This is a genomic window from Nocardioides sp. Leaf307 (assembly GCF_001423135.1).
Taxonomy (GTDB): domain Bacteria; phylum Actinomycetota; class Actinomycetes; order Propionibacteriales; family Nocardioidaceae; genus Nocardioides; species Nocardioides kribbensis.
This window is the reverse complement of sequence record NZ_LMNY01000003.1, coordinates 321,712-335,803: the sequence shown is the minus strand read 5'-3', so window position 1 is coordinate 335,803 and position 14,092 is coordinate 321,712. Positions and strand designations below refer to the sequence as shown.

Annotated in this window: 10 protein-coding genes; 3 read left to right on the top strand and 7 right to left on the bottom strand. The window is 73.9% G+C overall.

The features are described 5' to 3' along the window. Positions 1-4: 4 nt before the first annotated feature. The 7 genes from zwf to ASF50_RS16375 all read right to left on the bottom strand — a co-directional run bounded on the left by zwf (position 5) and on the right by ASF50_RS16375 (position 9,625). On the bottom strand, positions 5-1,462 hold the full coding sequence (gene zwf / locus ASF50_RS16405; protein ID WP_056864990.1) for a glucose-6-phosphate dehydrogenase: 1,458 nt from the start codon (positions 1,460-1,462) through the stop codon (positions 5-7). A 32-nt stretch (positions 1,463-1,494) separates the two neighbouring features. Continuing rightward, on the bottom strand, positions 1,495-2,979 hold the full coding sequence (locus ASF50_RS16400; protein WP_056905205.1) for an anthranilate synthase component I family protein: 1,485 nt from the start codon (positions 2,977-2,979) through the stop codon (positions 1,495-1,497). Continuing rightward, entirely contained in the window at positions 2,976-3,548 is a 573-nt protein-coding gene (locus ASF50_RS16395; RefSeq protein ID WP_056865277.1) for an anthranilate synthase component II, read from the bottom strand. The genes ASF50_RS16400 and ASF50_RS16395 overlap by 4 nt, the downstream gene beginning before the upstream one ends. A 173-nt stretch (positions 3,549-3,721) precedes the next feature. Continuing rightward, on the bottom strand, positions 3,722-4,414 hold the full coding sequence (locus tag ASF50_RS16390) for a peroxiredoxin-like family protein (protein ID WP_056905204.1): 693 nt from the start codon (positions 4,412-4,414) through the stop codon (positions 3,722-3,724). Between the two features lie 105 nt (positions 4,415-4,519). Continuing rightward, the gene (locus tag ASF50_RS16385; RefSeq protein ID WP_056905203.1) at positions 4,520-6,427 is read right to left on the bottom strand and encodes an anthranilate synthase family protein; all 1,908 of its coding nucleotides are present in this window, start codon (positions 6,425-6,427) and stop codon (positions 4,520-4,522) included. 77 nt (positions 6,428-6,504) lie between these two features. Next, positions 6,505-8,706 (bottom strand): HelD family protein, encoded by a 2,202-nt coding sequence (locus ASF50_RS16380; protein ID WP_056905202.1) that lies wholly within the window; start codon positions 8,704-8,706, stop codon positions 6,505-6,507. Positions 8,707-8,845: 139 nt separating this feature from the next. Next, positions 8,846-9,625: an enoyl-CoA hydratase-related protein gene (locus ASF50_RS16375; protein ID WP_156718352.1), complete on the bottom strand. Its 780-nt coding sequence runs from the start codon at positions 9,623-9,625 to the stop codon at positions 8,846-8,848. Positions 9,626-9,831: 206 nt separating this feature from the next. On the opposite strand from ASF50_RS16375, the gene ASF50_RS16370 reads away from it, so the two are divergent. From ASF50_RS16370 to ASF50_RS16360, 3 genes are all read left to right on the top strand, one after another. Next, positions 9,832-11,436 (top strand): sulfatase, encoded by a 1,605-nt coding sequence (locus ASF50_RS16370; protein WP_156718351.1) that lies wholly within the window; start codon positions 9,832-9,834, stop codon positions 11,434-11,436. Positions 11,437-11,501: 65 nt separating this feature from the next. Further along, positions 11,502-13,088 carry a molybdopterin-dependent oxidoreductase gene (locus ASF50_RS16365; protein ID WP_228942635.1) on the top strand — a complete coding sequence of 529 codons (1,587 nt, stop codon included), beginning with the start codon at positions 11,502-11,504 and terminating at the stop codon, positions 13,086-13,088. A 244-nt stretch (positions 13,089-13,332) separates the two neighbouring features. Beyond that, positions 13,333-14,013, top strand: coding sequence for a fasciclin domain-containing protein (locus tag ASF50_RS16360; protein ID WP_056864996.1), 681 nt, complete (start codon positions 13,333-13,335; stop codon positions 14,011-14,013). The last annotated feature ends 79 nt before the right edge of the window (positions 14,014-14,092 follow it).

Below are 14,092 nucleotides of genomic sequence, written 5' to 3'. Positions count from 1 at the left end.
GGCCCTAGGGGTTGGTCGTCGTCGTGGTGTGGGAGGTGTCGCGCCAGGAGCGCTCGAAGGGCAGGCGCCAGGCATGGGGCGCGATGAGCTGGTGGATGGCGTTGGGGCCCCACGAGCCCGGCTGGTAGCTGCGAACGGGCGCCGGGTGGTCGAGCAGCGGCATCGACTTGGCCCACAGCTCCTCGATGCCGGCGGCGGTGGTGAAGAGGGTGTGGTCGCCGCGCATCGCGTCGTGGATCAGCCGCTCGTAGGCCTCGAGCACCGAGCCCGCGGCGCTGGTGTCGTGGGTGGCGAACTGCATCGACATCTTGTCCAGCGTCATGCCCGGGCCGGGGCGCTTGCCGTAGAACGACAGCGACATCCGCGACTGGTCGGCCAGGTCGAAGGTGAGGTGGTCGGGGCCCTGGGTGCCGACGTTGGAGCCCTTCGGGAACATCGTCAGCGGGGGCTCCTTGAAGGCGATGGAGATGATCCGCGCCCCCTCGGCCAGCTTCTTGCCGGTGCGCAGGAAGAACGGCACGCCGGCCCAGCGCCAGTTGTCGATCTCGACCTTGAGCGCCACGAAGGTCTCGGTGTCGGAGTCGTCGGCGACGACGTCCTTGCCGCGGTATCCGGCGTACTGGCCGCGCACGACGTTCTGCGGCTCGATGGGGCGCATCGAGCGGAAGACCTTGAGCTTCTCGTCGCTGATCGGGCCGGGCGCCAGCGAGGTCGGCGGCTCCATGGCCATGAAGGCCAGCACCTGCATGAGGTGGGTGACGACCATGTCGCGGTAGGCGCCGGTGGTCTCGTAGAACTTCGTGCGCCCCTCGAGGCCGAGGGTCTCGGGCACGTCGATCTGCACGTGGTCGATGAAGTTGCGGTTCCAGATCGGCTCGAAGAGGCCGTTGGCGAAGCGGAAGGCCAGGATGTTCTGCGCGGCCTCCTTGCCCAGGAAGTGGTCGATGCGGAAGACCTGGCTCTCGTCGAAGACCTGGTGCACCTCGTGGTTGAGCCGCTGCGCCGACTCCAGGTCGGTGCCGAAGGGCTTCTCCATGATGATCCGCGAGCGCTCGACCAGGCCGGCGTCCTGGAGCTGGTGGATGACGTCGAGGGCGGCCTTCGGCGGCACCGAGAGGTAGTGCAGGCGCCGCTTGTCGGCGGTCTCGCCGGGCAGCTCGGCCTCGACGCGCTCGACCTCCTGGGCCAGCGCGTGCGGCCCCGACGACTGCGGCACGTAGCTGAGCATCGCGCCGAAGGGCGCCCAGCGGGCGTCGTCGATGTCGCCCTTCCCGAACTCCTCGCAGCCGTCGCGGGCGATCTTCGCGAACTGCTCGGTGCCGATGTCCTCCAGCGACGTGCCGACGATCTTCGCGTCGCGCAGCAGGCCGGCCTCGAAGAGGCGCAGCAGACCAGGCAGCAGCTTGCGGCGGGCGAGGTCACCGGTCGCCCCGAACAGCACGACGACGTGCGGCTTCTCCATGCGGTCGAGGCTATCGAGCGGGTGTTTCGCGGTCATGACACCCCATCGAACTCCTGCCCCAGCACCCGGAGCAAGCGCTCGGCCTTGACCTGCGTCTCCGCCCACTCCGAGTCGACGTCGGAGTGCACCGTCACCCCGCCCCCGGTGCCGAGGCGGTAGCGGCCGTCGCCGGTGGTCGTCAGGGAGCGGATGACCACGCCGAGGTCGGCCCGGCCGTCGGCCGCGACCCAGCCGAAGGCCCCGGCGTAGGCGCCGCGCGCGGTGGCCTCGACCTCCTCGACCACCTGCATCGTGCGCAGCTTGGGCGCCCCGGTCATCGAGCCCGCCGGGAAGAGCGCCCGCAGCGCCTCCACGGTGCCGACGCCCTCGCGCAGCCGCCCCCGCACCGTGGTGACGAGCTGGTGCACCGAGGCGTAGGACTCCACCGCCATCAGCTGCGGCACCTCCACCGTGCCGGGCTCGCAGACCATCGACAGGTCGTTGCGCAGCAGGTCGGTGACCATGAGGTTCTCGGCGCGGAAGCGCGGCTCGGTGGCCAGCTGCGCGCGCAGCCGCTCGTCCTCGGCCGGGTCGGGCGAGCGCGGCGTCGTGCCCTTGATCGGCTTGGTCTCGATCACCCCGTCGGCGCGCACCACCGCGTAGCGCTCCGGGCTGCTGCTCAGCAGCCAGCCCCGCGCCCCGTCGACGTCGTGCTGGCAGAAGCCGGCGTAGGGCGCCGGGTTGAGCGCCCGCAGCCGCAGGTAGGCCGCCACCGGGTCGAGGTCGCTGGCCGCCTCGAGGCGGTGGGTGAGGTTGACCTCGTAGGTGTTGCCCGCGTGCAGGTGCTCCTGCACGCGGTCGAAGGCCGCGCGGTAGGCCGGGGTGGGGCCGCCGCCGCGGGTTTCACCAGCCGGCCGGCGAAACCCGCACCTGTCGGCCCACGCGTCGGCCGACAGGTGCGGGTCCGGGCCGACCGGTGTGACGGGTGGGGCGGGCGGGGCCGGCGCCGGTACGGCGGCAGGGGTGGCGGCGGCAGGGGTGGCGGCGGACGGTACGGCGGCAGGGGTGGCGGCGGACGGTACGGCGGCAGGGGTGGCGGCGGCCGGTACGGCGGCGGGCTCGGGGTGGTCGAAGAGGCGCAGGTGGCTCGGGCGCATCAGCACCGCGTCGGGCACGTCGGTCGACGGGCGCGCGGGGAGGTCGGGGCGGCTGGCGTAGCCCAGGTAGCCGAACCACTGGTCGGCGCGGCCGGCGTCGCGGGCGGCTGCGAGCTCGGCCTCGAGCACGGCGAAGACGTCGTCGCCGACCACCTCGGCGCGGCCGTCGACATGGCGCATCACCTCGCGGCGGGCCGCGGAGTAGGACAGCGACACGTCGCCCGGCTCCAGCCAGCCCACCAGCGACCGGCGCCCCGACCACTCGCGCGCGCCGCCGCCGTCGAGCCAGAAGCAGCGCGGGTGGGTGGCCGCGACGTCGGCGAAGTAGGCCGCCGGGTCGCCCGCGCGCGCCCCGCCCCCGCCCCCGCCCCCGCCGCTCACGCCAGCCCCAGGAAGGTCGCCACGATCGCCTCACCGTGCTCGGAGAGCACCGACTCGGGGTGGAACTGCACGCCCGCGAGCGGCAGGTCGCGGTGCTCGACGGCCATCACCAGGCCCGACTCCTCGTCGACGGCGGTGGCGCGCAGGCAGGCGGGCAGCTCCACGGCGGCCAGCGAGTGGTAGCGCACCGCGGCGAAGGGCGACGGCAGCCCGGCGAGCACGCCCGTGCCGTCGTGGGCCACCCGGGCGAGCACGCCGTGGCCGGGCGCGACCCGCTCGACGCGCCCGCCGTACGCCGCGACCAGCCCCTGCATGCCCAGGCACACCCCGAGCACCGGGCGGCTGGCCGCCAGCAGCACCTCGCGACCCACCGCGAAGTCCGCGGCGACGGCGGGGTGGCCGGGGCCCGGCGAGAGCACGACGTGGCTGTGGGCGAGCACGTCGGCGGCGGAGACCTCGTCGTGCTGCACCACCCGCGGCAGCGCTCCGGTGACGGCGGCGACGAGGTGCACGAGGTTCCACGTGTAGGAGTCGTGGTGGTCGACCACGACGACGTCCACCTCGGCCACGGCCGCCAACCTAGGTCATCGAGCCGCAGCCGGCCCGGGCGGCGGCCCCGCCGCCGCCCCTCGCCGCCCCTGCCCGGCGCGGCCCGATCCGCCCAGCCCTCCCCGGCCCGATCCTCCCGGCCCGATCCGCCCGGCCCGACCGGACGGAGACGGGCCGGGAGGGACGGCGCGCCTCAGCCCAGGGCGCGCACCGCGGCGAGCACCTCCGCGGGCTCGGTGCGCTCGGTGTAGTCGGGCCGCACGTCGACGAAGCGCACGACGCCGTGGGCGTCGGCGACGACCACGGTCGGGCGGGGCAGCGTCCAGTCGCCGTCGGCGTTGATGGTCGTGAAGTCGTTGCCGAACGCGAGCTGGGCCTCCTGCACCTCGGGATCGAGGTCGAAGGTGAGCCCGAGCATGCGCGCGTAGCCGTTGCCGACGTCGCTGAGCACCGGGAAGGTCAGCGCGGCCGCCTCGGCGGCGCTCAGCGACCCGTCGGGGCCCTGTGGGCTGATCGCGACGAGCCGCACCCCGCGCTCGGTCAGCTCGGGGAGCAGCTCGCGCTGGTAGGCGCGCAGCGCGACGTCGCAGTAGGGGCACCAGGCGCCGCGGTAGAAGACCAGCACGGCCGGGCCGTCGCCGGGCACGGCCACCGGGCGGCCGGCGTGGTCGGTGAGGTGCGACTGCGGCAGCCGGTCGCCGACGCGGATCTGGGCCGGCGGCTCGGGGGCGTCGGCCAGCCGTCGCTGCTCGGCGGCGAAGACGTCGAAGAGGTCGGGCGGGGCGATGCCGCGCACGTGGGCGACGGTCGCGGCCAGGCGGCCGGCGAGGTCGCCGGAGCCGTCCTCCGGCCCCGTGGCTGCCTGGTCGGTGGTGGTCGAGGTCATGTCGGCGCTCCGTTCTGGGACGAGGCCCCGCGGACGCGCTGGCGGGCGTGCGCGAGCGGTTCGGGGCTGGACCCCAAACTGTACCAACTAACTCAACTTAGTTGCCTAAGCGTCGTCCAGCAGCAGCTCGACGACCAGCTCGTGCAGCAGGTCGTAGCCGTGCTCGGTGAGGATGGACTCGGCGTGGAACTGGATGCCCCGGTAGTGCGGCCCGCGCAGCAGGTGCACGTCGCCGCTGGCCTCGTCGGTCTCGACGCTGACCCCCGCGGGCAGCCCGGACTCGCCGACGCGGCCCACGAAGGTGTTGTAGAAGCCGACCCGCTCGGTGCGGCCCGCGATCGAGACCGGCGACTGCGTGCCCTGGAAGACGATGTCCTTGAAGGCCAGGTCGAGCCCGAGGGTGTGGCAGAGCGCCTGGTGGCCCAGGCAGACCGACAGGAAGGGCCGCTCCGCGGCCAGCAGCTCGGCGACCGCGGCGCGCAGGTTGGCCATCTTGGGGTCGGTGTCGTCGCGGGGGTCGCCGGGCCCGGGCCCGACGATCACCAGGTCGTAGCCGTCGAGCACGCCGGGGCGGTAGTCCTCGTGGCGCACGACCTCGCTGGTCATGCCGAGCACGCGCAGCACGTGGCGCAGCATGTTGACGAAGTCGTCCTCGCCGTCGAGCACGACCGCGCTCATGCCGCGCAGCCGCGGGTCGGGCGGCGAGCCGCCCTGGTCGGTGAGCCAGAAGCGTGAGAGCCGCTGGTTGCGGGCGTTGAGCGCGAGCAGCACGTCCTCGTCGTTGACCAGCTCCGCGACGTTGGTCGTCGGCACCGGCGCCGCGGGCACCAGCCCGAAGGCGCTGAGGATGCCCCCGGCCTTGGCGTGGGTCTCGGCCACCTCGTACGCCGGGTCGGAGTCGCGCACCAGCGTCGCCCCGGCGGTGACCTTGAGCGAGCCGTCGAGGCCGACGTCGGCGCTGCGGATGACGATGGGGCTGTCGACGACCGGCCCGCCGACCGCGTCGCGGCCCAGCACGGCCAGGGCGGCGCCGTAGTAGCCCCGGCCCTCGGTCTCGTACTTCTTGATCAGCCGGCACGCGTTCTCCACCGGCGACCCGGTGACGGTGGCGGCGTACATCGTGTCGCGCAGGACCTCGCGCGGGTCCTTGGTGGTGCGCCCGGCCAGGAGGTACTCGGTGTGCACCAGGCGGCTCATCGGCTTGAGAAAGGGCCCCAGCACCTGCCCGCCCTCGGTGCACAGGTCGCACATCATCTTGAGCTCCTCGTCGACGACCATGAAGAGCTCGTAGACCTCCTTCTCGTCGGCGAGGAAGTCGAGGAGCTGCTGCTTGGTGTCGCCGCCGGCGGGGATGCGGAAGGTGCCGCTGATGGGGTTCATCCGCACGTCGCCGCCGTGGATGCTCACGTGGCGCTCCGGGCTGGCGCCGATGAGGTAGCGGTCGCCGGTGAAGAAGACGTAGGTCCAGTAGGCGCCGCGCTCGCGCTCAAGCAGCCGCTTGAAGACCGTGAGCGCGGTCGCCGCGCTCCAGTCGGCGACCTGCGCGCGGTAGTGGCGCCCGATGACGAGGTTGGCGCCCTCGCCCTGGCCGATCTCCTCGTCGATGATGGTCTCGACCAGGCGGCCGTAGGTCTCGTCGTCGGTCTCGAAGCCGCCGCGGTCGGTGAACTCCACGCCGGTGTCGTCGATGGCCTCGACCACCTCGGCCACCGAGAACTCCTGCTCGGTCTCCACGTCGACGACCACCAGCGGGGTGGCGTCGTCGTGGGCCTCGAAGCCGCGCTCGGCGACCTGGCGGAAGGGCACGGCCAGCAGCCGGTCGGCGATGTGGCCCTCGGTCGGCACGCCCTCCTCCAGGGGTACGTCGAGCAGCGACTCGACCACGCTGCGCCGACCGCCCACCAGGCCGACCGTGTCGCGGTCGCCCGCCCGCGTCGAGCGCCGGATGATCGCCCACGCCTCGTGCTCCTGGAGCGCGTCGATCGCGGCCCGGGCGGCGGAGGGGGTGCTCATGGCCAGGAGCCTAGTGGGGCCGCCGCCCGCCCCCGGCCCGGTGGCCCGGCGGTGGATGCCGGGCAGCCCGGCCCGGGTCAGCCGACGGTGGTGAGCAGCTGCGTGGCGCGGGTGAGGACGACGTAGAGCGTCGCGCGCCCCGTCGCCGACTCGTCCTCGATCTCCTGCGGGCGCACGACCACGATGCCGTCGAACTCCAGCCCCTTGGTGTCGAGGCCCGTGAGCACCACCACGCGGTCCTCCCCCGAGGGCGAGGCGCTCGACCCGACCGCGGCGCGGGCGCCGGGGGCGTCCTCGGCGCGCTCGGGCCACGAGGCGAGCCAGCCGTTGACCTCGCTGCGCCGGGCGGCCGGCACCACGATGCCCACGGTGCCGCCGACGCGGCCGGCGGTCTCCGCGACCGCCGCGCGGGTGGCCTCCTCCAGGTCGGGCTCGCCGGGCAGGACCTGCGGCTCCTCGCCGGTGGAGCGCACGGCGGTGGGCAGGTCGGCGTCGAGGCCGACCCGCTCGGCGTACGCCGCGGCGAAGGCGTAGATCTCCGAGGAGTTGCGGTAGTTGGTGGAGAGGTGGAACTCGTGGACGGCCTTGCCCTCGAGCGCCTCGGCGCGCGCGGCGGCCGACTCCTCGGGCACCGGCCACGACGACTGGGCGGGGTCGCCCACGATCGTCCACGAGGCCGTGCGGCCCCGGCGGCCCACCATGCGCCACTGCATGGGCGTGAGGTCCTGGGCCTCGTCGACCAGCACGTGGGCGAAGGGGTCGTCCTCGATGCGGTGGGTCGGCGCCGACCACGAGCGCCCCGAGGGGGCGAACTCACGGTCGGCGGCGGTGAAGAGCTCCTGCATGTCGCGCCCGCCCTCGAGCAGGCCGGTGTCGTCGAGGTCGCGCTCGTCGTCGGTGCGCGCGGGCACGTCGCCGAGGGCGTAGCGCAGCTCGTCGAGCAGCGGGACGTCCTGCACGCTGAGGGTCTCCTCGCCACCCCACGACTTCAGCAGCAGCTGCTGGTCCTCGGCGCTGACCACGCCCTCGCCGACCCGCGCCAGCAGGTCGGGGTCGCGCAGCCACCCGAGCACCTCGCGGGCGTCGAGCGGGGGCCACCAGGCCGCGGCGAAGTCGAGGAAGGAGCGGTCGGAGAGCAGGTCGTCGTTGAAGGCCTCGCGGCCCCGCTCGCGCCCGCGCTCGCCGCGCACCTGGCGCCACAGCGCGTCGAGCAGCGCGTTGGCCACGCGCGGCAGCTGGCGGTTGCGCCGCCCCTGCGACATCAGCTGGCGGCGGATGCGCCCCAGCAGACCGCGGTCGAGCACCAGCACGTCGTCGCGGTAGAAGGTGCGGAAGGAGTCGGGGCCACCCGGCGCCTGCTGGCGCGCCACGCGGCGCAGCAGCTCGGCCATGCGCGCGGAGCCCTTGACGTCGGCCACGGCCGGCTCGTCGTGGCGGCCGGCCTTGACGCCGTCGACGACCTCACCGAGCGAGCGCAGCGCCACGGCGGTCTCGCCGAGGCTGGGCAGCACCCGCTCGATGTAGCGCATGAAGACGCCGCTCGGCCCGACGATGAGCACGCCGCCGGACTCGTAGCGCCGCCGGTCGTTGTAGAGCAGGTACGCCGCGCGGTGCAGCGCCACCACCGTCTTGCCCACCCCCGGGCCGCCGGAGATCGCGACGACGCCCTTGCCGGGCGCGCGGATCGCCTTGTCCTGCTCGGCCTGGATGGTGGCGACGATGGAGTGCATGGTGCGGTCGCGGGCGCGGGAGAGCTGGGCCATCAGGGCGCCCTCGCCGATGATCGGCAGGTCGGCGCCGGTCTCCTCGAGCCGCTGGGCGTCGAGCAGCTCGTCCTCGACGCCGGTCACCCGCGGTCCCGCGCAGCGCAGCACGCGGCGGCGGATCACCTGGTGCGGCTCGGCCGCCGTGGCCTGGTAGAACACCGCGGCCGCGGGCGCGCGCCAGTCGATGAGCAGCGAGTCGCGCTCGGCGTCACGCAGGCCGATGCGACCGACGTAGCGCGGAGCGGGGTCGAGGTCGGGGTCCATGTCGAGTCGACCGAAGACGACGCCCTCGTGGGCGGCGTCGAGCTGGGCGATGCGCTTGGCGGCCTGGAAGACCATCGCGTCGCGCTCGACCAGCCCGCCCTCGTGGCCCAGCCGACCGCGGTCGTGGCCCTCCCGGGCCAGCTCGCGCGCGCTGCGCGCCGACTCGGCCAGCTGGAGGTAGACCCTGTCGACGAACGCCTGCTCGGCTGCGACCTGCTGCTCGGCCTGCGCGTCCACGTCCTGACTCACTGCACTCCTCGACCTGCCCGTGCCACCCCCTGGTGGCAAGCACCTGACTTTACCCGTCGGCGGGCCCCGGCGGCACCGGCGGACCGTCGTTCGGCCAGGGACGTGCACCACACCCCGCCGCGGCGGGGCCCCGCGCCCGCTACTTCCGGCCGCGGGAGAGGAAGGCGGTCATCGCCGCCTTGGCCTCCTCGGAGCCGAAGAGGGAGGCCGAGAGGGCGGCGAGGTCGTCGCCGCGGGCCTCCACGTCGGCCAGCAGGGTGCGGTTGAGCAGGCGCTTGGTCTCGCGCAGGCCCTGGGCCGACCCGCTGGCGAAGGAGGCGCAGACCTCGGCCACGGCGGCGTCGAGCTCCTCGGCCGCCACCACGCGGGTCACCAGTCCCGACGCCTCGGCCGCCTCGGCGTCGAAGACCTCGCCGCCGAGCGCCGCCAGCGCCGCGGAGCGGGAGGTCATCCGGGGCAGCACGGTCAGGGAGATCGCGGCGGGGGCCAGACCGAGCTTGACCTCGGTGAGCGCGAAGGTCGCCTCCCGGGCGCAGACCGCGACGTCGGCGGCGGCCACGATGCCGGTGCCGCCGGCGCGCACCGGGCCCTGGGCGCGCACCACGACCGGGGTCGGGTGGGCCAGGATCCGGCGCTGCAGCTCGACGATGGTGCGTGCGCCCTCCTCCATCGATCCCGACGCCGCCTCCGACAGGTCGGCGCCGGAGCAGAAGACCCGCCCGGTGGCCGCCACGACCACGACGCGCACGTCGGGGTCGGCCGCCGCGCGGTCGAGGCCGTCGAGGAAGCCGGCCACCAGGCGACGCGAGAGCGCGTTGCGGTTGGTCGGGGAGTCGAGGGTCACGGTGGCGACCGCGCCCTCGACGGCGTACCGGACGACGGGCTGGTCGGGCTGGTCCGACGTCTGCTCCTGTGACATGGACGACATCCTGCCCCAGGCGGGCACGGTCCGGCGGTCGGGGATCCGGGCCCCGCCCCGGCCTCGGCTATCGTCGCCCGGGCCGGGGCAGCGACCGGTCACCGCTCGACCCACGGTCGTGCCCGCAGCACCCCGAGCCCGACCCGAGCCCCACCCGCGCACCGCCGCGCACGCCCAGCGCCCCCGAGACCTCCTGGACACCTGACGTGACACCGTTCCGCGCGATGATCGCGCTGACCGTCGTGCTCTCGTCGCTCGCGGTGGGCCTCGAGGTCAGGGACCACCAGGGCGCCTCGTCGTCGGCGCTCTCGCCGACGTCGTCGCAGCCGGTCATCGCCGCGGCCGAGGAGCCCGCCGACCCGGTCGGGCGCGACCTGCGCACGGCGCCCGAGGACGACCGGCCCAACATCGTCCTGGTCATCACCGACGACCAGCGCTACGACGAGATGCAGTTCCTCCCGCGCACCGAGCGGCTGCTCGGCGAGGCCGGGCTCACCGCGACCGAGGCGATCACCCCGCACCCGCTGTGCTGCCCGGCCCGCGCGGAGATGCTCACCGGCCAGCTGGCCCAGAACAACGGCGTGCACACCAACTTCGCGCCCCAGGGCGGCTACGACCGTCTCGACACGCGCCACACCATCGCCACCTGGCTGCAGGACGCCGGCTACAACACCGCCTTCCTCGGCAAGCACCTCAACGGCTACTCCCAGACCGACGGGCGCGACCCGGGCTGGAACATCTTCAACGCCAGCAGCCACGGGTTCTCCGACTACGTCGACTTCCACCAGTACGACAACGGCCGGCGCGTGCGCGTGCCGGGCTACTACACCGACTACGTCTCGCAGCGCACCGTCGACTACGCCCACGAGCTGAGCCGCGCCGACGCGCCCTTCTTCCTGTGGGTCAGCCACTTCGCCCCCCACGCGGCCCGCAAGACCCCCGACTGCCTGGCCGGGGAGACCTGCACGCTGCGGCCCCCGCTCCTCAGCCCGGCGCAGAACCTCCAGCGCGCCGTGCGCGGACGCACGACGACCGACGACCAGGCCCGGGAGTTCGCCGAGGGCATCGCGGCCAAGCCGTCGTACAACGAGCGCGACGTCTCCGACAAGCAGCACCTGGTGCGCTCCAAGCCGCGGGTCCCGGCCGACCAGGTCACCGACTTCGCCCTGGGGCGCGCGGCCGCGCTCGACGGCGTGGACCGCTCGGTGGACCGCCTGGTCGCGCAGCTGGCCGAGGACGGCGAGCTCGACAACACCTACCTCGTCTTCGTCACCGACAACGGCTACCAGCTCGGCGAGCACCGATTCTGGGGCAAGATCCTGCCCTACGAGGAGAACCTGCGGACCCCGCTGCTCGTGCGCGGCCCCGGGGTCGAGGCCGGCACCCGCACCGACCGTCCGATGACCCTCGTCGACCTCGCCCCCACCTTCCTCGACATCGCCGGCGCCCGCGCCGACCTGACCCTCGACGGCGTCTCGATGCTCGACCTGTGGCAGGGCGAGAAGGGTGAGGACCCCCACCGAGGCGGGCTGCTGATCCAGGCCGGGGCCTACAAGTCCGAGACCGGCAAGCGCGGCTGGCTCTACCGCGGCGTGCGCACCGAGCGCTACACCTACGCCCGCTTCTTCGACGGCTTCGTCGAGCTCTACGACCGCGAGCGCGACCCCTACGAGGTCGACTCGGTCGCCGAGGACCCGGCGTACGCCGCGCTGCGCGCCGAGCTCGACCGCCGCACGAGGCTGCTCCAGGACTGCGCCGGCCCGCAGGAGTGCAACCGCGACTTCGGGCCGCTCCCCGCGCCCGCGGGGTGACCCGGCTCGCGTCCCCCACCGGCGCGCGACGACATCCGCGGGCCCGCCCGCTCCGAACACCTCCCATGAGCTCCTCCCTGCGCACGCGTGTCGGCCCGACCGCCCTCTGGGGCATGTTCGGGGTCCTGGCCACCCTCGTCGGCATGGCCGCCGGCCACCTCCTGGCCTCCCTGACCACGCCTGCCGCCTCGCCGGTGCTGGCCGTCGGCTCCCGTGTCATCGACGCCACCCCCACACCGATGAAGGAGTGGGCGATCCGGCAGTTCGGCAGTGCCGACAAGCCGATCCTCATCGGGTCGGTCATGGTCGTCGTGCTGCTGCTCTCCGCGGTCGCGGGGCTGCTGGCCCGCAGGCGCTTCGTCTACGGCGCCGTGATGCTGGTCGTGCTGGTGGCCGTGGCCGCCTTCGCCGCCCTCACCTCCACCGGCGCGAAGGTCAGCGACGTCGTGCCGAGCCTGGTCGCCGCCGTCGCCGGCGTCGCCGCCCTCGGCTGGCTGCACCGCGCCGCGACCCGCGGCTCCCGCTCCGCCGACGCCGAGCCGGTGCCCGGCGCGACCGTGCGCTCCGACGACCCGGCCCCCCGCGGCGCCTCGCGACGCGGCGTGCTCGTGGCCACCGGCGTGCTCGCCCTGGCCGCGGCCGTCATGGGCGGCGCCGGCCGCTTCATCACCGGTCTGCGCACCCGCCCCGAGGACATCGAGCTGCCCACGGCCGCCGACCCCGCGCCCGCGCTGCCGACCGACCTGTCGGAGAAGTACCCCGGCATCTCCTCGCTGCGCACCTCCAACGCCGACTTCTACCGCGTCGACACCCGCCTCGACACCCCGATCCTCTCGGCCGACGACTGGACGCTGACCATCGACGGCGACGTCGACCAGGAGGTCACCCTCACCTTCGACGACCTCCTCGGCATGGAGCTCATCGAGCGCGACATCACCATGACCTGCGTGTCCAACAGCGTCGGCGGCAAGTTCGTCGGCGCCGCCACCTGGCTCGGCGTGCGCCTCACCGACGTGCTGGAGCGCGCCGGGATCGAGGGCACCAAGGCCGACCAGATCCTCGCCACCGACTTCGACGGCATGACCATCTCCACGCCGCTCGAGGTCGCCGTCGACGGGCGCGACACGATGCTGGTCGTCGGCATGAACGGCGAGCCCCTGCCCCGCGAGCACGGCTTCCCCGTGCGGATGATCACCCCGGGCCTCTACGGCTTCGTCGGCTCCTGCAAGTGGCTCACCCGCCTCACCCTCACCACCTACGACGACGCGCAGGCCTACTGGACCGAGCGCGACTGGGACACCGACGCCCCGATCAAGATCTCCACGCGCATCGACACCCCCAACGCCCTCGACCAGCTCGACAAGGGCGAGAACATCGTCGGCGGCGTCGCCTGGGCCCAGCAGAAGGGCGGTGTGGCCAAGGTGCAGGTGCAGGTCGACGGCGGCGGCTGGCAGGACGCCGAGCTCGGCCCCGAGGTCAACAACGACTACTGGCGCCAGTGGTTCTACCGCTGGGACGCCCAGGACGAGGGCCAGCACACCATCTCCGCGCGCTGCGTCGACGGCGACGGCAACGTGCAGACCGCGGCCCAGGCCCAGCCCTTCCCCGGCGGCTCCAGCGGCATCCACTCGCTGCTCGTCAGCGTCGCCTGAGCCCCGCCCGATCCGTCGCTGCGACCTCCCACCCGCACGCCCCCGCACCGCCACGCCGGCGGTGCGGGGGCGTGCGTCGTACGACGGGCACGCGCGGCGCGGAGCCATGGGGGCGGCGCACCCTAGCCCCGATCCCACCCTTCTGGGCTAGACGTCCCGAAACTTCCCCCTCCACCACCAATCCACCCCCGGCACAGGACCGAACTACCCGCGTCCAGTCACAAGACGGAAGGCATGAACTCCCATGAAGAACACCACGTTCCGCCGCACCAGCGCCGCCGCTGTTGCCACCCTGGCCCTCTCGCTCTCGCTGGTCGCCTGCGGCGACGAGGCCGACGAGGCCGCTGACACCGCCTCCGACGCCACCTCGGCCGCCGGCGACGCCGCTTCGGACGCCACCGAGGAGGCCTCGGAGTCCCCCTCGGAGGACGCCGCCGGTGAGGGCGCCGAGGCGCAGACCTTCGGCGAGGCCTGCTCGGCCGTCCCGACCTCGGGCCCCGGCTCGTTCGACGGCATGGTCCAGGACCCGGTCGCCACCGCCGCGAGCAACAACCCGCTGCTCTCCACCCTGGTCGACGCCGTCACCGCCGCCGACCTCGTGGGCACCCTGAACGACCTCCCGGCCGCGACCGTGTTCGCGCCCACCAACGACGCGTTCGCCGCGATCCCGAAGAAGGACCTCAAGGCCGTCCTGGCCGACAAGGAGCTCCTCTCCTCGATCCTGACCTACCACGTCATCGGTGAGCAGCTCGACCCCGAGGCCGTCGTGGGCGAGCAGGAGTCCGTGCAGGGTGGCACCGTCGAGGTCGAGGGCGACACCGAGGGCATGACCGTCAACGGCGCCAACGTGCTGTGCGGCAACATCCCCACCGCCAACGCCACGGTCTACGTCATCGACCAGGTCCTGATGCCCCCGGCCAACTGATCCTCGCGATCAGCACGGCACGGCAGCACCAGCACCAGCACCACCGCTCCCCCGGGAGCACCGCGTGACCTGCTCGACC